The organism is Paraburkholderia sp. D15 (assembly GCF_029910215.1).
In the GTDB taxonomy this organism is placed as follows: Bacteria; Pseudomonadota; Gammaproteobacteria; order Burkholderiales; family Burkholderiaceae; genus Paraburkholderia.
Genome location: NZ_CP110395.1, coordinates 3,139,266 through 3,159,341 on the forward strand (window position 1 = coordinate 3,139,266; position 20,076 = coordinate 3,159,341).

Here is a 20,076-nt window from a genome sequence, read left to right on the forward strand (position 1 = left end):
GCGCGTCGACATGCCGCAGTGGTTCGATCCCGTCGTTCAACCGCCTTTCCACGCAGACGTCACCGCGCAGACAGCGTCGAATCCTTTGCGTCACCGTCTTTTTTCGCCACCTTTCGCCATCTTTGTGCCCCAACCCTATGGAAACGAGCCTCGATAAAAGCGCCCTCGCCGGAGCGTCGGCCGCCCCCGCTTCGCAACCCGCCGCCAAGGTCCAGCGCACGGTTTACTCCGTGCTCGGTGCGATCAGCTTCTCGCACCTGCTCAACGACATGATCCAGTCGTTGATCCTCGCGATCTATCCGATGCTGAAGGACAACTTCGCGCTGTCGTTCGGCCAGATCGGTCTGATCACGCTGACTTATCAGATCACCGCGTCGCTGCTGCAACCGTTCATCGGCATCTACACGGACAAGCATCCGAAGCCGTATTCGCTGCCGGTCGGCATGGGCTTCACACTCGCCGGTCTACTGCTGATGTCGGTCGCGCCGAGCTTCGGCGTGCTGCTGGTCGCGGCGGCGCTGGTCGGCTGCGGATCGTCGGTGTTCCATCCGGAGTCGTCGCGGGTCGCGCGCATGGCCTCCGGCGGACGGCACGGTCTCGCGCAGTCGCTGTTCCAGGTGGGCGGCAACGCGGGCTCGTCGCTCGGACCGCTGCTGGCCGCCTTGATCGTGATTCCGCACGGCCAGCGCAGCATCGCGTGGTTCTCGGTGGCGGCGCTCGTCGCGATCGTCGTGCTCACGCAGATCGGCCGCTGGTACAAGCGTCATCCGTCGGTGAAGAAGGCGCGCGGCGCCGTCGCGCACGCCACGCTGTCGCGCAACAAGGTCATCTTCGCGATGAGCGTGCTGATGCTGCTGGTGTTCTCGAAGTACTTCTACCTCGCGAGCATCAACAGCTACTTCACCTTCTATCTGATCGACAAGTTCCATCTGCCGGTGCAGGCGGCGCAGATCCATCTGTTCGTGTTCCTCGCCGCGGTCGCCGCGGGTACCGTGATCGGCGGTCCGATCGGCGACCGGATCGGCCGCAAGTACGTGATCTGGGTATCGATCCTCGGCGTCGCGCCGTTCACGCTGCTGCTGCCGTACGCGAACCTGTTCTGGACCGGCGTGCTGACGGTGATCATCGGCGTGGTGCTGGCCTCGGCGTTCTCGGCGATCATCGTGTATGCGCAGGAGTTGATCCCCGGCAAGGTCGGCATGGTCGCGGGCCTGTTCTTCGGCTTCGCGTTCGGCATGGGCGGCGTCGGCGCGGCGGTGCTCGGGCAACTGGCCGACGCCACCAGCATCACCTACGTGTACAAGGTCTGCTCGTTCCTGCCGCTGATCGGCGTGTTGACGGTGTTCCTGCCGGATGTCGAGGGCAAGCGCGCGAAGGCTTGAGGAGGACGGATAGAGTCGACTGAATCCAGGCCGCTTGATATCTGCCATTGCACGTTTCGACCTGCAATGGCAGAACCGGCATGTCGGTCTTCAAGTACGGGACCCATGTTTCGCACCATGTGAATGCGCCTGGCAGGACGGTTGTCATCGGTTTTCATCTATAACGACCTGACACGGCTCAGCTAACCAAGCACACCACTGCGCCCCATCGTATCGCCCACACCCATTGCCTCACAGGACTTCGAGAGCGACCAGCCCTGTACAACGACCCGTTGCACAACCTCAGGCGTGAATTCTTTGATCACATTCCGCCTACCCATCTCTCACCTCAGTTGAAGCGTTATCCCTTTCAGAAAAGTCCAGGCGTATCGGGCCGCCATGGTGCGCGATCCAGCCGAAATGACAGGAATATCACGCCTTCAACACGTTTAATAACATCGAATCATTAATATACAGGTGCGGAGTCATTCATCCGCGCCAACAAGATTACCCTCTCGCACCAACACCCCCGCCATTGGAGATTATAGCCATGAGCACCTTTATCTACGACGAAAACAAACTGACCATACAAGGGTTCTACACTTCCGCAACGCCGAGCGAGAACAGGCAAGCCAAAAAATTAATAACCTCGACGTCAGGCGACCGATCTCTTTATGGAAATGGCAAGATGACCGGGATCTGTTTTCTAAAATATTCCTACTCTGACAACAGCGTAACCCTTGATTCATTGATGGCCGAGGAAATAGAAAACAATATTAAATCAAACATCCAGTTCCTGGAGCACGCCCAAAACACCGACATTACAACCAAAGGTTGGCTATGCTTTACAAGTGACGACGCCGGGCGCAACGATCAGTATTACCACGACTGCGCCACGCTAGTCGATACGGCGGTGCCCACCCCGACATTTACAGGGAGCAGCGTTTCCAACACCCTTCAGTTTTTCCTGCTACCACCCGTACAAAAATCAGGCGCTGTCGCCACCGAAATTTACGCATTCTATGTACCGTTGTCAGAGAATTATAGCGATCCCACGGCGCCAAGCAGTCCGTACAGCACCTACGGCACCAGTACGATTAAATTTAATGTTGCTGCACCAGTCGCTACCACGGAAGATTTCACAATGAGTGAAAAATTTGTATCCGGATCCGGCTATGACTCCTGCACCCATATCTATTATATTGATTACAACTCCTCCAAAAAAAATTCACAGATCCCACTGACCATTCTCCGCTGGGACTTCGAGACAAAGTACGCAGACGACCAAGGTTCAGGGAAAATGGTAAACATGGGGATAACCGGACATAGCGGCGTAATTTCCCTATTTACGCAAAATGGCGACCCAGGCGTTGCAAACGTCACAATATTGGCGCTCAATGCCAGCGAATCGGCCCTGTGGCCGGCAGACGACGACCACCCGCCTCACAATCAACCCTACAACTCTGCGGAGCCACTGGATTTCATCACAGACGGTTCAAGCACCGGCCTCTGGCAGACAGAGGGTATGGACGCGTTTTTTAACTCCGGATTTAATCCAGCTGGTGTCGCCGGAGTGCCGTTGGTGGTTATTTTTGGCGGGCACTTCACCGACACTGAGAATTCGCGCGGTGGTTGTACAGACTCCGACTTCAGATATAACCATCTCTACGCAAACGACTGTTTCGGCACAACACTGGAAATCATCATCGATAACGATAGCTCTGACTACTGGAATCACAACCAGGCAATCCACGCATGCAGCGTTTACTGGCCCAGCTGACTTTTCATTCAAGTCTCCCTTTGGACATCGGGCGCCGCAGCGCCCGTATCGTTTTCAGACCGGCCTGACGACCCCTTCGCTGGCCTGGCTCCATTCACGCCTTTGCGGCTCGAATTCACCAACCCTCCCGATCATGGTGAACCCGCGTTGTCCGCACGGCCCGGCCTGCTCTATGCTTGTGCCGACATATCCCAATCTCATACAGTGCAGGCTGGCCGTGGGCGCGCCGTCGGCGCTCGACCCACGCAGCAGAAGGATCGCCGCCGATGACAAGCTACCGCGACTTCCACCGCCGTTCGATCGAGAACCCCGAGGACTTCTGGCGCGACGAGGCGCGGCGGATTCATTGGGACACGCCGTTCGACACGGTGCTCGACCGCTCGAACCCGCCGTTCGCGCGCTGGTTCGTCGGCGGACGCACGAATCTGTGCCACAACGCGGTCGATCGACACCTCGCGTCGCGCGCGCAGCAGAACGCGCTGGTCTATGTGTCGACGGAAACCGGCATCGAGCGACGCTACACGTACGCCGAACTGCACGCCGAAATCAACCGCATGGCCGCGGTGATGCGCTCGCTCGGCGTGAAACGCGGCGACGTGGTGCTGCTCTATCTGCCGATGATCCCCGAAGCGCTCTTCGCGATGCTCGCCTGCGCGCGGCTCGGCGCGATTCACTCGGTGGTGTTCGGCGGCTTCGCGGCGCCGAACCTCGCGGCGCGCATCGACGATGCGAAGCCGGTGCTGATCGTCACCGCCGACGCCGGCGCGCGCGGCGGCAAGGTGATCGACTACACGCCGCTGATCGACGAAGCGCTCGCGCGCGCCAGCCACAAAACGGCGCGCGTGCTGCTGGTCGACCGGCAACTCGCGCCCGAGCGGCTGAACGCCAGCTATCTGGTCAGCTACGAGCCGCTGCGCGAACAGTTCTTCAATGCGCACGTACCCTGCGAATGGCTCGAATCGAACGAGCCGTCGTACGTGCTGTACACGTCGGGCACGACCGGCAAGCCCAAGGGCGTGCAGCGCGACGTCGGCGGCTATGCGGTGGCGCTGGCGGCATCGATGGAACATATCTTTCAGGGCAAGGCCGGCGACACGATGTTCACCGCGTCGGACGTGGGCTGGGTGGTCGGGCATAGCTACATCGTCTACGCGCCGCTGATCGCCGGCCTGACGACCGTGATGTACGAAGGCACGCCGATCCGGCCGGACGGCGGCATCTGGTGGCGTCTCGTCGAGCAGCACAAAATCAATCTGATGTTCACCGCGCCGACCGCGTTGCGCGTGCTGAAGAAACAGGACCCGGCGCTGCTGAAACAGGCCGATCTGTCGAGCCTGCGCACGCTGTTCCTGGCGGGCGAACCGCTCGACGAACCGACCGCCGCATGGATCGCCGACGCGCTCGGCAAGCCGGTGATCGACAACTACTGGCAGACCGAGACCGGCTGGCCGATGCTGGCGATTCCGCGCGGCGTCGAAGCGCTGCCCACCAAACTCGGTTCGCCGGGCGTGCCGTCGGCGGGCTTCCATCTGAGCCTGCGCAACGAACAGACCGGCGAACCGTGTCCGCCCGGCGAGAAAGGCGTGCTGACGCTGGGCTATCCGTTGCCGCCGGGTTGCATGTCGACGGTGTGGGGCGACGACTCGCGCTTCGTCGGCACGTACTGGTCGAGCGTGCCGAACCGGCAGGTCTATTCGACCTTCGACTGGGGCATTCAGGACGAAGACGGCTACGTGACGATCCTCGGCCGCACCGACGACGTGATCAACGTCGCCGGCCACCGGCTCGGCACGCGCGAAATCGAGGAAGCGCTGTCGAGCCACGCGGCCGTCGCGGAAGTCGCGGTGGTCGGCGTGACGGATGCGCTCAAGGGGCAGGCGGCGATGGCCTTCGTGGTGTTGCGCGACGCCGCCGCGTATGCGGACCCGAAACGTCGCGCGAAGCTGGAAGCGGATCTCGCGGCGACCGTCGACCGACAGCTTGGTGCGATCGCGCGACCCGCGCGCGTGGTGATGGTGCCGATGCTGCCGAAAACGCGCTCCGGCAAGCTGTTGCGCCGCGCGATCGCCGCGCTCGCGGAAGGGCGCGAGCCGGGCGATCTGCCGACCATCGAGGACCCGGCGGCTCTGCAGCAGGTGCGCGAAGCGCTGGATGAAACGGCGGGCAAGGGTTGACGACGCAGGGCGGGTTCCGGTTGTGCGCCTGATCGCGCTGCGGAACGCGCCGCCGTGTCACCGCCTTTCGCGGCCGGGCATACGCCCTTAATGCCGTTAACGCCCTTAAGCCCTTACGCCCTTACCTCGCGCCGCCGCGCGCCTTCAGAAACCGCGTGAGAATCGCGTTCGAATACGTACCTGCGATCTCGGTCAGAAACGATACGAACGATGTGGGCGCGTGATCGTCGGCGGTATCGGAGATCGTGCGCACGACCGCGCACGGCACCCCGTATTCGTGGCACACCTGCGCGATCGCCGCGCCTTCCATCTCGACCGCGAGCGCGTCCGGCAGCGCGTCGCGCAATGCCTGCACGGCCGCCGCGCTCGCCACGAACTGATCGCCGCTGATGATCAGGCCGCGATGCACGCGCGGCTCGCGCGTGCCGAAACGCGCCGACGCCGCCGCGCCCTCCTCGGCCACGAAACGTTCGCACGCCGCGGCGAGTTGCTCGGCCAGCGATTCATCCGCCGCGAAACGCGATACGCCGAGCAAGGGCACTTCGAAGCGCGGAAACAGCGGCGACGCGTCGAGATCGTGCTGCAACAGCGTATCGGCTACCACGATATCGCCGACCTTCACCTCCGTACCGACGCCGCCGGCCACGCCGGTAAAGACGATCGCTTCGACATCGAATGCATGGATCAGCGCGCTGACGGTGGCCGACGCCGCGACCTTGCCGACCCGCGCCAGCGTCACGACGCATGGCGCGCCGTGCACGGTGCCGAGGTGATAGTCGCGCTTGCCGTGCGTGACGGTGCGCACACCGGACTCGGCGCGCATCGCGTCGAGCAGATCGCCGAGTTCCTGCGGCAACGCCGCCAGAATGCCCAGCGGCCGATGCGAAGCCGGCACGTGGCCGCGTGAATCGTTATCCGCGGCGCTTCCGCCCGCCGTGCCTTGCCTGTCGACGCTCATTCGACCGCCTGGAGTTTCGCGACCGCGAGCGCCAGCCACTTCTCGCCGTGCCGCTTGAATTTGACCTGGGCCTTCGCGTCGGTGCCGCCGCCTTCGAGCGCGGTGATCGTGCCTTCGCCGAACTTGGTGTGGAACACCTGCTGGCCGATCCGAAAGCCCGTCTCCGCCGCGCGCTGTTCGTTCGCGAACGCGGGCAGCGGCGCGGGCGTCGACGACGCCGGTCCGGTGTAGCCCGGCCGCGCGAACCAGTCGCGGCCGTAACCGGCGTTATCCGAACGGCCACCCCAGCGCGCGCCCGCCTCGACCTTCGGCGTGAGCCACTTGAGGGTTTCCTGCGGCAATTCGTCGAAGAAGCGCGAGCGGATGTTGTAGCGCGTCTGACCGTGCAGCATGCGGCTTTGCGCGAACGACAGATACAGCCGCTCCTTCGCGCGCGTGATCGCCACGTACATCAGCCGGCGCTCTTCCTCCAGGCCGTCCGACTCCATCGCGCTGTTCTCGTGCGGAAAGAGCCCCTCTTCGAGGCCGGTGATGAACACCGCCGTGAATTCGAGGCCCTTGGCCGCGTGCACCGTCATCAGTTGCACGGCTTCCTGGCCGGCCTGCGCCTGGTTGTCGCCCGCTTCGAGCGAGGCATGCGACAGGAAGCCCGCGAGCGGCGTCATCGTGTCCGGGTTTTGCGCGGGATCGGCAATGCCGGGCGCGTCCAGCACGACGGTGTTCGGGTCGTCGGTGGCGACCGGCAGTTCGGGCGCGGCGCTCGCGCCGGGGCGAAGCGGAATCGAGCGCGCCGGCGTGTCCATGCCGTAGCCCTCTTCGCTCACGAAGGCCGCGGCCGCGTTGACCAGTTCCTGCAAGTTTTCCAGCCGGTCCTGGCCTTCGCGCTCGTTCTGGTAGAACTCGGCGAGTCCGCTCGCGCGGACCACGTATTCGACGGTTTCCGGCAGGCTCATCTGCTGGGTTTCCGCGCGCATTTTGCCGATCAGGTTCGCGAACCCGGCGAGACTCGATCCCGCCTTGCCCGCGACGTACGGAATCGCCGCCGCCATCGAGCAGTTGTACAGACGCGCGGCGTCCGCGAGTTGTTCGATCGAGCGCGCGCCGATGCCGCGCGTGGGGAAATTGACGACGCGCGCGAACGCGGTGTCGTCGTTCGGGTTGTCGATCAGCCGCAGATAGGCGAGCGCGTGCTTGACTTCCTGGCGCTCGAAAAAGCGCAACCCGCCATACACGCGATACGCGATGCCCGCGTTGACCAGCGTGTGTTCGATCGTGCGCGACTGCGCGTTGCTGCGGTAGAGAATCGCGATTTCGCTGCGCGACGTGCCGGTGCTGATGAGCGCCTTGATTTCCTCGACGATCCAGCCGGCTTCCTGCGAATCGGTGGCGGATTCGTACACGCGCACCGGTTCGCCGTGGCCCGCGTCCGTACGCAGATTCTTGCCCAGGCGCCGCGAGTTGTTGGCGATCAGCTGGTTGGCGGCATCGAGAATATGGCCGTGCGAGCGGTAGTTCTGTTCCAGCTTGATCAGATGGCGGACGTTGAACTCGTGTTCGAAGTCACGCATGTTGCCGACGTTCGCGCCGCGGAACGCGTAGATGGACTGGTCGTCGTCGCCGACCGCGAAGATCGCGTTGGTCTGGCCGGCCAGCATCTTGAGCCACGCGTACTGGAGCTTGTTGGTGTCCTGGAACTCGTCGACGAGAATGTGGCGGAAACGCGCCTGGTAATGGGCGCGCAGCGGCGGATTGTGCGCGAGCAGTTCGAAGCAGCGCAGCAGCAGTTCGGGGAAATCGACGACGCCTTCGCGCTGGCACTGCTGGTCGTAGGCTTCGTAGAGTTCGACGAATTTGCGGTTGAAGTTGTCGGTCGCGTCGACGTCTTTCGGGCGCAGGCCTTGTTCTTTCGCGTTGTTGATGAAGTACTGGAGGTTTTTGGCCGGGTACTTTTCATCATCGACGTTCAGGCCTTTCATCAGACGCTTGAGCGCGGAGAGCTGGTCCGCGGTATCAAGGATCTGGAAGGTAGCGGGCAGGCCGGCGTCGCGGTGATGCGCGCGAAGCATGCGGTTGCAGAGGCCGTGGAAGGTGCCGATCCACATGCCGCGCGTGTCGATGGGGAGGAGCGCCGAGAGGCGCGACATCATTTCGCGGGCGGCTTTATTGGTAAAGGTGACGGCGAGGACGGTGGCCGGCGACGCGAGGCCGTGCTGGATGAGCCACGCGATGCGGGTGATGAGCACGCGGGTTTTGCCGCTGCCCGCGCCGGCGAGGATGAGAGCGGGCTCATTGGGGAGCGTGACGGCGGCGTGTTGTTCGGGGTTGAGGTTGGCGAGCAGGTCGGGCATTTGAATTGGAGGGCGGCAGGTCGGGGGACATTATATGCCCCGGCGGGGGTGTGGTTTTTTCTTGTTTTGTTGTTTGTTTTTTTTGGGGTTTTTGGTCTTTCCTTGTCTGGAGTTTTTGGCCTTTCCTTGTGTTGTTAGTGGTCTATTAGCGTTGCCCCTGTGCGGGGCGGCACTTACTCTCTTTGCCGCGGCAAAGAGAGTAAGCAGAGAAAGCCGCTTCAACCCGCCAGCTCATAAGCGGGCGCCTCGCACAGTACTGGCAGTGGTGCATCTGGAATCCGTGTTCTCGCGCACTCCGCGCCTGTGACAAGGCAGTCATGCTTCCGGCGGCGCTGCGCGCGCCCCGGGGTCCATCACACGCCGCCCTCCGATAATCGGGCGGCGGTGCTTCTTGCCCCGTCTTTTTTCAGCGCCACGCCGAGGCGCAGCCGATGGCCCCACCGCAAAGGATGAACCCCTGGTTTGGGATGGACCGGGCCGGCGAGCGCGCAGCGCGAGGCGGGATGGATGAGCGCTTTGTCACGAGCGGGGAGTGCGCGAGGGCACGGATTCCAGATGGGCCACTACCGTGGCTGTGCGGGGTGCCCGCTTATGAGCTGGCGGGTTGAAGCGGCTTTCTCTGCTTACTCTCTTTGCCGCGGCAAAGAGAGTAAGTGCCGCCCCGCACAGGGGCAACGCTAATAGACCACTAAGAATGCAAGGAAAGGCCAAAATAACAGGCAAAAAAGAGAAAAGAAAAAAGCAAACCCCAGCCCGAACGGGCCCCCCCACCCCTCCCCGCTTATAATCAAACATTCCACGCATCCACCAGCAAAAACCCCCATGAGCGAGACCCCCACCGACACCACCGCCGACACCCTTTCGAAAAGCTTCGAGCCTCACACCATCGAAGCCCATTGGGGCCCGGAATGGGAAAAGCGCGCGTACGCCGCGCCCACTTTCGACGCGAACAAGAAAGACTTCTCGATCCAGTTGCCGCCGCCGAACGTCACGGGCACCCTCCACATGGGCCATGCGTTCAACCAGACCATCATGGACGGCCTCACCCGCTACCATCGCATGCTCGGCGAAAACACCCTCTGGGTGCCGGGCACCGACCACGCCGGGATCGCCACGCAGATCGTCGTCGAACGCCAGCTCGACGCGCAAGGCGTGTCGCGCCATGACCTCGGCCGCGAGAAATTCGTCGAACGCGTGTGGGACTGGAAACAGCAATCCGGTTCGACCATCACCGGTCAGGTCCGCCGCCTCGGCGCATCGATCGACTGGTCGCGCGAATACTTCACGATGGACGACAAAATGTCCGCCGCCGTGCGCGACGTGTTCGTCCGCCTGTACGAACAGGGCCTGATCTACCGCGGCAAGCGCCTCGTCAACTGGGACCCGGTGCTGATGACCGCCGTCTCCGACCTCGAAGTCGTCAGCGAGGAAGAAAACGGCAGCCTCTGGCACATCAAGTACCCGCTCACCGACGGTGCCGGCCATCTGGTCGTCGCCACCACGCGCCCGGAAACCATGCTCGGCGATACCGCCGTGATGGTCCACCCGGAAGACGAACGCTACGCGCACCTGATCGGCAAGACCGTCACGCTGCCGCTGTCGGGCCGCGAAGTACCGGTCATCGCCGACGACTACGTCGACCGCGAATTCGGCACCGGCGTGGTCAAGGTCACCCCCGCGCACGACGTGAACGACTACGCGGTCGGCCAGCGCCACGGCCTGCCGATGATCGAGATTCTCACGCTCGACGCGAAGATCAACGACAACGCGCCGGAAAAATACCGCGGCCTCGATCGCTTCGAAGCCCGCAAGCAGGTGGTGGCGGACCTCGACGCGCTCGGCGTGCTCGAGTCGGTCAAGGCCCACAAGCTGATGGTGCCGCGCGGCGACCGCACCGGCGTGATCATCGAGCCGATGCTGACCGATCAATGGTTCGTCGCGATGAGCAAGCCGGCGCCGGAAGGCACCTTCAATCCGGGCAAATCGATCGCCGAAACCGCCCTGGACGTGGTCCGCAACGGCCAGATCAAATTCGTGCCGGAGAACTGGACCACCACGTACTACCAGTGGCTCGAAAACATCCAGGACTGGTGCATCTCGCGTCAGCTCTGGTGGGGCCATCAGATCCCGGCGTGGTACGGCGAGAACGGCGAGATCTTCGTCGCGAAGACCGAGGAAGACGCGCGCGCCAAGGCCGCCGCGGCCGGCTACGCCGGCGCGCTCCGGCGCGACGAGGACGTGCTGGATACGTGGTTTTCGTCCGCGCTGGTGCCGTTTTCGTCGCTCGGCTGGCCGAACGAGACGCCCGAACTGCAGCACTTCATGCCGTCGTCGGTGCTCGTCACCGGCTTCGACATCATCTTCTTCTGGGTCGCGCGCATGGTCATGATGACCACGCACTTCACCGGCAAGGTGCCGTTCGACACGGTCTACGTGCACGGGCTGGTGCGCGACGCCGAAGGCCAGAAGATGTCGAAGAGCAAGGGCAACACGCTCGACCCGATCGATATCGTCGACGGCATCGACCTCGAAACGCTGGTCGCCAAGCGCACCAGCGGCTTGATGAATCCGAAGCAGGCCGCGTCGATCGAAAAGAAAACTCGCAAGGAATTCCCGGACGGCATCCCGGCGTTCGGCACCGACGCGCTGCGCTTCACGATGGCGTCGATGGCCACGCTCGGCCGTAACGTCAACTTCGATCTGGCGCGCTGCGAAGGCTATCGCAACTTCTGCAACAAGCTGTGGAATGCCACCCGTTTCGTGCTGATGAACTGCGAAGGCCACGATTGCGGCTTCGACCAGCCGGCGCAGTGCGGCGAGTGCGGACCGGACGGCCATCTGCACTTCTCGCAGGCCGATTTCTGGATCGTGTCGCAACTGCAGCGCGTGGAAGCGGAAGTCGCGAAGGGCTTCGCCGACTATCGTTTTGACAATGTGGCCAACGCCCTATACAAGTTCGTATGGGATGAATACTGTGACTGGTATCTGGAACTCGCCAAGGTTCAGATCCAGACGGGTCAGCCGAACCAGCAACGCGCCACGCGCCGTACGCTGTTGCGCGTGCTCGAAACGGTGCTGCGCCTCGCGCATCCGGTGATTCCGTTCATCACCGAGGCGCTGTGGCAGAAAGTAGCGCCGCTGGCGGGACGTTATCCCGCGGGCAAGGCCGAGGGCGAGGCGTCCATCATGGTGCAGCCGTACCCCGTTGCAGAGCCCGCGAAGATCGACGAGGACGCGGAGCAATGGGCCGCCGACCTGAAAGCGGTGATCGATGCGTGCCGGAACCTGCGTGGCGAGATGAATCTGTCGCCCGCGGTCAAGGTGCCGCTGCTCGCCACCGGCAACGCCGAGCGCCTGCGCACCTTCGCGCCGTACGCCCAGGCGTTGGCCCGTTTGTCGGACGTGCAGATCATCGCCGACGAGGCGACGCTGGATGCGCAGGCGGATGGCGCGCCAATTGCTATCGTAGGGAACGACAAGCTCGTGCTGAAGGTGGAGATCGACGTCGCGGTCGAACGCGAGCGTTTGTCGAAGGAGATTGCGCGGTTGAGCACGGAGATCGTCAAGTGCAACGGCAAATTGCAGAACGAGAGTTTCGTCGCGAAGGCGCCGCCGGCAGTCGTTGAGCAGGAGCAGAAGCGGCTGGCGGATTTCGAAGCCACGGTGGGCAAACTGAAAGCCCAACTGGCGCGTTTGCCGGCTTGATCGGCGCTCCCCCGCCCGCCGACCGGCGGGCACGAACTGATAGCTAAACCAGAGGACTCAGGGTAATCACATGCTAAAAGTTACAAAAGCGGTATTTCCGGTAGCAGGTCTTGGCACCCGGTTCCTCCCTGCCACCAAGGCGAGCCCGAAGGAGATGCTGCCGATCGTCGACAAGCCGCTGATTCAGTACGCGGTGGAAGAAGCCATGGCGGCCGGCATCACCGAGATGATTTTCGTCACGGGGCGCAGCAAGCGGGCCATCGAGGACCATTTCGACAAGTCCTACGAAATCGAAGCCGAACTCGAGGCGCGCGGCAAGGACAAGCTGCTGGAACTGGTGCGCAGCATCAAGCCGAGCCACGTCGACTGTTTCTACGTGCGTCAGCCTGAAGCGCTGGGACTGGGTCATGCGGTGCTGTGCGCGGAGAAGCTGGTGGGCGACAACCCGTTCGCGGTGATTCTCGCGGACGACTTGCTGTACGGCACGCCGCCGGTGATGACGCAGATGATCGAGGTGTTCGACCACTATCACAGCTCGGTGATTGGCGTCGAAGAGATTCCGCCGCAGGAGACGAAGTCCTACGGGATCGTCGACGGCAAGGAGTGGGAAGACTCGATCATCAAGATGTCGGGCATCGTCGAGAAGCCGGAGCCGAGCGTGGCGCCGTCGAACCTGGGCGTGGTGGGCCGTTACGTGTTGAAGCCGCGGATTTTCGACCACATCCGTTCGCTGAAGCCGGGCGCGGGTGGCGAATTGCAGTTGACGGACGCGATTCAGTCGCTGCTCGCCGACGAGCAGGTGCTCGCGTACAAGTATCACGGCACGCGGTTCGATTGCGGCAGCAAGCTGGGCTATCTGAAGGCGACGGTGGAGTTTGCGTTGCGTCACCCGGAAGTGGCAGCGGATTTCGAACAATATTTGCGGACCCGTTCGCCGGTGCTGGAGGGCTGAACGCCGGTCTGCATGCAATGCAGGCCGCTGGCCGGTGTTGGCCGGGACGGGGCCTGGAATAGCCTCTCGGTAGCGTGTGCTGGATGGATGTAAAAAAGGCGCTGTGCCTCGCGGATGCGGGGGCAGCGCCTTTTGTTTTGGGTTTGACGTGTTGTCGCTTGTTGACTGCGTTAGCGGCGTTTCATCAGGAAGGTGAAGACCTTGTCTTGCGCGGAGCTTTCGATGATTTCGTTGCCGGTTTGTTTGGCGAAGGCGGCGAAATCGCGTTGCGAACCGGGGTCGGTGGCCAGGACTTTGAGGATCTGGCCGCTTTGCATGTCGGAGAGAGCCTTCTTGGCGCGCAGGATGGGAAGCGGGCACAACAGGCCGCGGGCGTCGACTTCTTTGTGGATTTCGATTTGCATCGAAGGGGACCTTTTTTTGATGCCTGTTTCGGGGGTTTTTTTTTTATTTTACAGGGTTGGGGTTTGGGGTGTTTGGTTGTTCGTTGTCTGGAATTTTTTGGCCTTTCCTTGCATTCTTATCGGTCTATTAGCGTTGCCCCTGTGCGGGGCGGCACTTACTCTCTTTGCCGCGGCAAAGAGAGTAAGCAGAGAAAGCCGCTTCACACCGCCAGCTCATAAGCGGGCACCTCGCACAGCCTCGGTAGTGGTGCATCTGGAATCCGTGCCCTCGCGCACTCCCCGCTCGTGACAAAGGGCTCATCCATCCCGCCTCGCGCTGCGCGCTCGCCAGCCCGGTCCATCCCAAACCAGGGGTTCGTCCTTTGCGGTGGGGCCATCGGCTGCGCCTCGGCGTGGCGCTGAAAAAAGACGGGGCAAGAAGCACCGCCGCCCGATTATCGGAGGGCGGCGTGTGATGGACCCCGGGGCGCGCGCAGCGCCGCCGGAAGCATGACTGCTGTGTCACGGGCGCGGAATGCGCGAGAACACGGATTCCAGATGCACCACTGCCAGTACTGTGCGAGGCGCCCGCTTATGAGCTGGCGGGTTGATGCGGCTTTCTCTGCTTACTCTCTTTGCCGCGGCAAAGAGAGTAAGTGCCGCCCCGCACAGGGGCAACGCTAATAGACCACCAACACCACAAGGAAAGGCCAAAAACTCCAGACAAGGAAAGACCAAAAATCCAGAAAAAAAACCCAAACTAAAGAACAACAGCCCCACCCGCGAGAAGAGACTCCCTCAACCCACACCCAATCCTGGTAGCCTCCAACGCATCCGAAAGCGAAGCCCCAACCATCCCACTATTCACCGCCCCGCCGCGCAGGCGCAAAACCTCTTCCACAAACCCCCGCGCCTCAACCAGAAAAGCCTCTTCAAACCGATCAAAAAACGTCTCGGTACATTCAGCCCGAACCCCGGAGGGCCCATAAATCTCCAGCCGATTGGCAACCGGCACCCGCCCGATCGCCAACGCCCCCTGCGTGCCCATCACCTCGCTGTGCGTATCATTCCCATGCGCCTGCGTCCGCGACGCATAAAACACGGCGAGCTTCCCACCTTCGAACTCGCAGATCGCGACGCCATTATCGACATCCCCAAACTCGCGTAGCCCCTCATGCAATGCGACCGTCCCCGCCGCATACACCCGCGTGGCCCGCGGCTTGCCCAACAACCATCGTGCGACATCGATGTCGTGCACCGTGCAATCCAGAAAAATCCCGCCGGACGTCCCCGCGAAGCGCACAAAAAAACCATCGGTATCGTTCTTGTCCGTCGTCTGCGATCGCACCATGAAAGGCCGCCCAATCTCCCCAGCGGCAATCCGCTCATACGCGTCCCGATAGCTCGGATCGAAACGCCGCATGAAACCAATCGTCGCCAGCAGGTGCGGATACCGCTCGGCCTCGGCCAGCACCCGCTCGCACTCGGCCACTTCCAGCGATAACGGCTTCTCGCAGAACACATGCATGCCCGCCCGCAACGCATCGATAATCTGTTGCGCGTGCAACGACGATGGCGTCACCAGCCACACCGCATCCACCTCGGGATCGGCCAGCACCTCCGCATACTCGCCATACAGCCGCGGCGCCGGCAAGTTCTCGCGCGCCCACGCCCGCTCCTCCTCCACCGGACTGCACGCCGCCACCAGCGACGCCCCCGGCACCCGATACGCCAGATTCTCCGCGTGACGTTTGCCCAACCGGCCCAAGCCCACCACGCCGAGCCGCAGCTTTCCCGCCGCCGCGCTCATCACGAGGCCTCGCCGAGTTTGACCGCGCGCCCCTCGCGCCACGAACGCGTCGTGGCATCCGCGAGTTCGAGCGCTTTCAGGCCGTCCGCGACCGTGGTGCGCACCGGCTTGCCGTGCGTCACCGCATCGAAGAAATGCGCGATTTCCGCCGCGTACGCGGCCCGGTAACGTTCGAGAAAAAAGGCCTCGGGCACGTCGCTCGATACCTCGGTCTTCGAATACGCGGTGACCTCGGTCGGCCGGACATTACCCGCCTGCAACATGCCGGTGCTGCCCAGCACCTCGAAGCGCTGGTCATACCCATACGCGGCGCGCCGCGTGGTGTTGATCTGGCACAGACGGCCGCGCTTCGTGCGGATCGTCACGGCGGTGCAATCGACGTCGCCCGCATCGGCGATCGCCGGGTCGGTCAGGCAGCTGCCGGTGGCGTGCAGCGTGTCGGCTTCGTCGTCGAGAATCCAGCGGAAGATGTCGAAGTCGTGAATCAGCATGTCCTTGAAGATGCCGCCCGAATGCCGGATGTATTCCACCGGCGGCGCACCCGGATCGCGGCTCGTCACCACCAGCATCTCCGGCGTACCGATCTCGCCCGCGTCGATGCGCGCCTTCAGCGCGGAAAAGGTCGGATCGAACCGGCGCTGAAAACCGATCATGCACACCACGCCGGCCCGCTCGACCGCCTCGGCGCAGGCACGCGCGCGCTCCAGCGTCAGATCGACCGGCTTCTCGCAGAACACATGCTTCTTCTGCGCCGCCGACTGCTGGATCAGATCCGCATGCGTGTCCGTGCTCGAACAGATCACCGTCGCACCGACCGACGCATCGCCCATCGCGCCGTCGATATCGGCAACCTGCGCGCCGTGCTCGGCGGCCAACGCGGCGGCGGCCTCGCGATTCACGTCCACCACATACTTGAGCCGCACACCCGGCTGCCGCGCGAGATTCGCCGCATGAATCTTGCCGATGCGCCCCGCGCCGAATACCGCCACATCGATCGTCTCTGCCGCCTTGCCCACCGCCTTGCCCACTTCAGTCATCGTATCCTCCAGTGTCCGTGGATTCTTCAACGTTCAATTCGAGCTTGTACGCCAGCGCGATAAACAGCGCCTGGCACAAACAGATCGTGCTGGTCAGCGAGCGGAACGCGAACGCGCTGCCCTCTTTCACATACAGTTGGGTGGTCGCATAGCGCGACAGCGGCGATAGTTGGCTATCCGTAATAACCAACGTCTTCGCCTGATGATGATGCGCGACGCGCAGACAGTACTGCGTTTCCTTGCCGTACGGCGCGAAGCTGATCGCGATCACCACGTCGCCCTTCTTCACGCTGCGAATCTGTTCGCGATACATGCCGCCGAAACCGGACACGAGGTGCACGCGCTTGGGCGTGTGCTGCAACGCGTAGACGATATAGCTCGCCACCGGAAACGAGCGCCGCACGCCGATCACGTAGATGTTGTCGGCCTGCTGCAGCATCTTCACGGCGGCATCGAACTGCTTGTCGTCGAGACCGGCCTCGAGTTCTTCGAGACCGCCGCGCGACGCGGCGATGAATTCGCGCGCCACCGACCCGCCCGACAGCGCGCCGGGCTTCTCGTCGATCAGCTTGCGGATGCGCTGCTGATAACTCGGCGACGAACTGCCCTGCCCCGTATACGCCTGACGAAACACCGCCTGCAGATCGGAGAAACCGGAGAAGCCGAAGCGCTGCGCGAACCGCACCACCGCGGACGGATGCACGCCGCAACTCGCGGCGATGTCGCTGGTGCGATCCACCATCACGCTCGACCGATGCTGCTCGATGTAGCTCGCGACATTCTTCAACTGACGCGGCAGCGTCTCGTAGTTTTCCGCGATGCGCTGCATCAATTCATCGACGCTCGGCAATTCTTCTGTGCTCTCTTCCGCCATGGCTCTCTCTCGGGTGCTTTATTGCAGTGCGGCAGCGACGGCGCTTTTCGACGCGAAGCCCCGCCGCACGGCGTCCTGACGCTGCCGATTATAGGCAGGCGCGCACCCAAATGGAACGTATTTTCCATTTTTATTCGTCATGAAATTTTCATTGCAAGGCCGGAAAAGATGGCCTAATCTTGGTCGTGAGCGATGGTGTCGCGCTGAATCCGTAGCGGTCCGTATGCGAACGGAAAGCTGCCTGCCAGACGCTCCCTTCAATAACGACAGACCGAGAAAGGTGGAGACAATGAGACTTTGCAAGGGCAAGGCTACGCTCAGGATTCTGGTGACGGCATTGACGTTGGCGACGGGATTCGGCGCGGCTTCGGCCGCCCGCGCGGCGGACGCCCACTTCGTGCTGATCAGCCACGCGCCGGATTCGGATTCGTGGTGGAACACCATCAAGAACGCCATCAAACAGGCCGACGAGGACTTCAACGTCGAGACCGACTATCGCAACCCGCCGAACGGCGACATCGCCGACATGGCGCGTCTCGTCGAACAGGCCGCCGCGCGCAACTACGACGGCGTGATCGTTTCCATCGCCGACTTCGACGTGCTGAAGAGTTCGATCGCCAAGGTCACGCAGAAACACATTCCGCTCGTCACGATCAACTCCGGCACCGAGGAGCAAAGCGCGCAGCTCGGCGCGATCATGCACGTCGGCCAGCCTGAATACGCGGCGGGCAAGGCAGCGGGCGAGAAAGCGAAGGCCGCGGGCATCAAGTCGTTCCTGTGCGTGAACCACTACGCGACCAACCCCGCTTCGTTCGAACGCTGCCGCGGTTTCGCCGAAGCGCTCGGCGTCGACTTCAAGACTTCCACGCTCGACGCGGGTCAGGACCCGACCGGCGTGCAGTCGAAAGTGAGCGCGTATCTGCGCAACCATCCGAATACCCAGGCGGTGCTCGCGCTCGGTCCGCTGTCGGCCGATCCGACCATCAAGGCGCTGCAGCAGATGGGCCTCGCCGGCAAGGTCTGGTTCGCCACGTTCGACTTCGACAGCGACATCGCGAAGGGCATTCAGGACGGCACGATCCAGTTCGCGATCGACCAGCAGCCGTATCTGCAGGGCTATATCCCGGTCGCCGTGCTGGCCATCGTGAAGAAGGAACACACCACGGACCCGGCGAAGATCCGCCAGATCCTGCAAGCCAATCCGAAGTTCAAGGAACGGCTCGCCACATACGGCCTCGCGCCTTCGTACGGGCCGCGCAATATCGGCTCGGGCCCCGGCTTCATCACCAAGGCGAATGTCGACAAGGTGCTGAAGTACGCCGGGCAGTACCGCTAACGCGCATCGCGTTCGAGCCTGCCGCGCGCACCGCGGCAGGCGGGAATACAGGCAGGTCATCAGTCAGGTCAGGACTTATTGAGCGGGACCGGCCGGCGCACTCCGCGCCCGGCCGGCACTCGCCCGCTCTCGCCGTGTTTCGCGCGGCGTATCAAGGAGCTTCAAATGGGTGTCGCCAATCTTTTCCATCCCCATCCCCGCAAGCAGCCGCCGCCCGATCCGCAGGACCCGACGGCGCAGGCCAGCACCACGACGGCCGCCACCGCCGACGAACGCGTGCGGCGCGAATCCTGGTTCCGGCATCTGCTCAATCGCCCGGAATTCGCCGCGCTCGCCGGCACCGCGATGGTGTTCATCGTTTTCGGCGTGGCCGCCGGCAACTCGGGGATGTTCAACCTCGACGGCGTGATGAACTGGTCGCAGGTCGCGGCGTATCTGGGGCTGATCTCGGTCGGCGCTTGCGTGCTGATGATCGCCGGCGAGTTCGATCTGTCGATCGGTTCGATGATCGGTTTCGCCGGCATGATGGTCGCGCTGCCGACCATGTACTTCCACTGGCCGATCTGGCTCGCGATCCTCTTCGCGTTCGCCGGCTCGATGCTGCTCGGCGCGCTCAACGGCTATCTGGTGATGCGCACGCGGCTGCCGTCGTTCATCGTCACGCTCGCCTTCCTGTTCATTCTGCGCGGCCTCACGCTCGCGCTCTCGGTGATGTTCGCCGATCGCACGATCATCTCCGGCGTCGGCGACGTCGCGCGCCAGGACTGGCTCGCGCATACGCTGTTCCAGGGCGTCGCGTTCAAGGGTCTGTTCGTGTGGCTCGGCCACCTCGGTCTCGTGAAGATGCTCGACAGCGGCACGCCGCTCGTGCCCGGCATTCCGAAAGTCCTGCTGTGGTGGCTCGCGCTCGCGGTGGTGTGCGCGTTCACGCTGGCCCGCACGCGCTTCGGCAACTGGATCTTCGCGGTGGGCGGCGACGCCAACGCGGCCAAGAACGTCGGCGTACCGGTGCGGCGCGTGAAGATCTCGCTGTTCGTGCTGACCGCGTTCTGCTCGTGCCTGTATGCGGTGCTGCAGGTGTGCGACATCGGCTCGGCTGCCGCGGACCGCGGTCTGCAGGCGGAGTTCGAAGCGATCATCGCGGCGGTGATCGGCGGCACGCTGCTGACCGGCGGCTTCGGCTCGGTGGTCGGCGCCTGCTTCGGCGCGTTGATCTTCGGCGTGGTGCAGATCGGCATCACCTACACCAATGTCGATTCGGACTGGTTCCGTGTGTTCCTCGGCGTGATGCTGCTGTTCGCCGTGCTGTTCAACCACTACGTGCGCAGCCGCGTGGCGTCGTCCCGCTAAGACCGGAG

At 63.0% G+C, this 20,076-nt stretch carries 13 protein-coding genes; 7 read left to right on the top strand and 6 right to left on the bottom strand.

Going from position 1 to position 20,076, the window contains the following annotated elements:
* Positions 1-137: 137 nt before the first annotated feature.
* The 3 genes from LFL96_RS13485 (at position 138) to LFL96_RS13495 (ending at position 5,315) form a co-directional block, all read left to right on the top strand.
* Positions 138-1,382, top strand: a complete 1,245-nt coding sequence (locus LFL96_RS13485; protein WP_280995727.1) for an MFS transporter — start codon at positions 138-140, stop codon at positions 1,380-1,382.
* A 529-nt stretch (positions 1,383-1,911) separates the two neighbouring features.
* Entirely contained in the window at positions 1,912-3,141 is a 1,230-nt protein-coding gene (locus tag LFL96_RS13490) for a hypothetical protein (protein ID WP_280995728.1), read from the top strand.
* Positions 3,142-3,407: 266 nt separating this feature from the next.
* A complete protein-coding gene (locus tag LFL96_RS13495) occupies positions 3,408-5,315 on the top strand; it encodes a propionate--CoA ligase (protein ID WP_280995729.1) in 1,908 nt (635 codons plus the stop codon).
* A 121-nt stretch (positions 5,316-5,436) separates the two neighbouring features.
* Here LFL96_RS13495 and LFL96_RS13500 read toward each other — a convergent pair whose 3' ends face one another.
* Positions 5,437-6,273 (bottom strand): 5'-methylthioadenosine/adenosylhomocysteine nucleosidase, encoded by an 837-nt coding sequence (locus LFL96_RS13500; protein ID WP_280995730.1) that lies wholly within the window; start codon positions 6,271-6,273, stop codon positions 5,437-5,439.
* The gene (locus tag LFL96_RS13505; protein ID WP_280995731.1) at positions 6,270-8,621 is read right to left on the bottom strand and encodes a UvrD-helicase domain-containing protein; all 2,352 of its coding nucleotides are present in this window, start codon (positions 8,619-8,621) and stop codon (positions 6,270-6,272) included. The genes LFL96_RS13500 and LFL96_RS13505 overlap by 4 nt, the downstream gene beginning before the upstream one ends.
* An 822-nt stretch (positions 8,622-9,443) precedes the next feature.
* Here LFL96_RS13505 and LFL96_RS13510 point away from each other — a divergent pair.
* Both LFL96_RS13510 and galU read left to right on the top strand, forming a co-directional pair.
* Positions 9,444-12,326 carry a valine--tRNA ligase gene (locus LFL96_RS13510; RefSeq protein ID WP_280995732.1) on the top strand — a complete coding sequence of 961 codons (2,883 nt, stop codon included), beginning with the start codon at positions 9,444-9,446 and terminating at the stop codon, positions 12,324-12,326.
* Between the two features lie 70 nt (positions 12,327-12,396).
* Entirely contained in the window at positions 12,397-13,278 is an 882-nt protein-coding gene (galU, locus tag LFL96_RS13515; RefSeq protein WP_280995733.1) for a UTP--glucose-1-phosphate uridylyltransferase GalU, read from the top strand.
* 170 nt (positions 13,279-13,448) lie between these two features.
* Here the strand turns inward: galU and LFL96_RS13520 are convergent, their stop codons facing one another.
* The 4 genes from LFL96_RS13520 to LFL96_RS13535 all read right to left on the bottom strand — a co-directional run bounded on the left by LFL96_RS13520 (position 13,449) and on the right by LFL96_RS13535 (position 17,382).
* Positions 13,449-13,676, bottom strand: coding sequence for a sulfurtransferase TusA family protein (locus LFL96_RS13520; RefSeq protein WP_281000746.1), 228 nt, complete (start codon positions 13,674-13,676; stop codon positions 13,449-13,451).
* A 745-nt stretch (positions 13,677-14,421) separates the two neighbouring features.
* Positions 14,422-15,471, bottom strand: a complete 1,050-nt coding sequence (locus LFL96_RS13525; RefSeq protein ID WP_280995734.1) for a Gfo/Idh/MocA family oxidoreductase — start codon at positions 15,469-15,471, stop codon at positions 14,422-14,424.
* Positions 15,471-16,508: an inositol 2-dehydrogenase gene (iolG, locus tag LFL96_RS13530; protein ID WP_280995735.1), complete on the bottom strand. Its 1,038-nt coding sequence runs from the start codon at positions 16,506-16,508 to the stop codon at positions 15,471-15,473. Before iolG ends, LFL96_RS13525 begins: the two co-directional genes overlap by 1 nt.
* A complete protein-coding gene (locus tag LFL96_RS13535) occupies positions 16,501-17,382 on the bottom strand; it encodes a MurR/RpiR family transcriptional regulator (protein ID WP_280995736.1) in 882 nt (293 codons plus the stop codon). The genes iolG and LFL96_RS13535 overlap by 8 nt, the downstream gene beginning before the upstream one ends.
* A gap of 289 nt (positions 17,383-17,671) precedes the next feature.
* On the opposite strand from LFL96_RS13535, the gene LFL96_RS13540 reads away from it, so the two are divergent.
* Both LFL96_RS13540 and LFL96_RS13545 read left to right on the top strand, forming a co-directional pair.
* On the top strand, positions 17,672-18,718 hold the full coding sequence (locus LFL96_RS13540) for a sugar ABC transporter substrate-binding protein (RefSeq protein WP_280995737.1): 1,047 nt from the start codon (positions 17,672-17,674) through the stop codon (positions 18,716-18,718).
* Positions 18,719-18,883: 165 nt separating this feature from the next.
* Positions 18,884-20,068 (top strand): ABC transporter permease, encoded by a 1,185-nt coding sequence (locus tag LFL96_RS13545; protein WP_280995738.1) that lies wholly within the window; start codon positions 18,884-18,886, stop codon positions 20,066-20,068.
* The last annotated feature ends 8 nt before the right edge of the window (positions 20,069-20,076 follow it).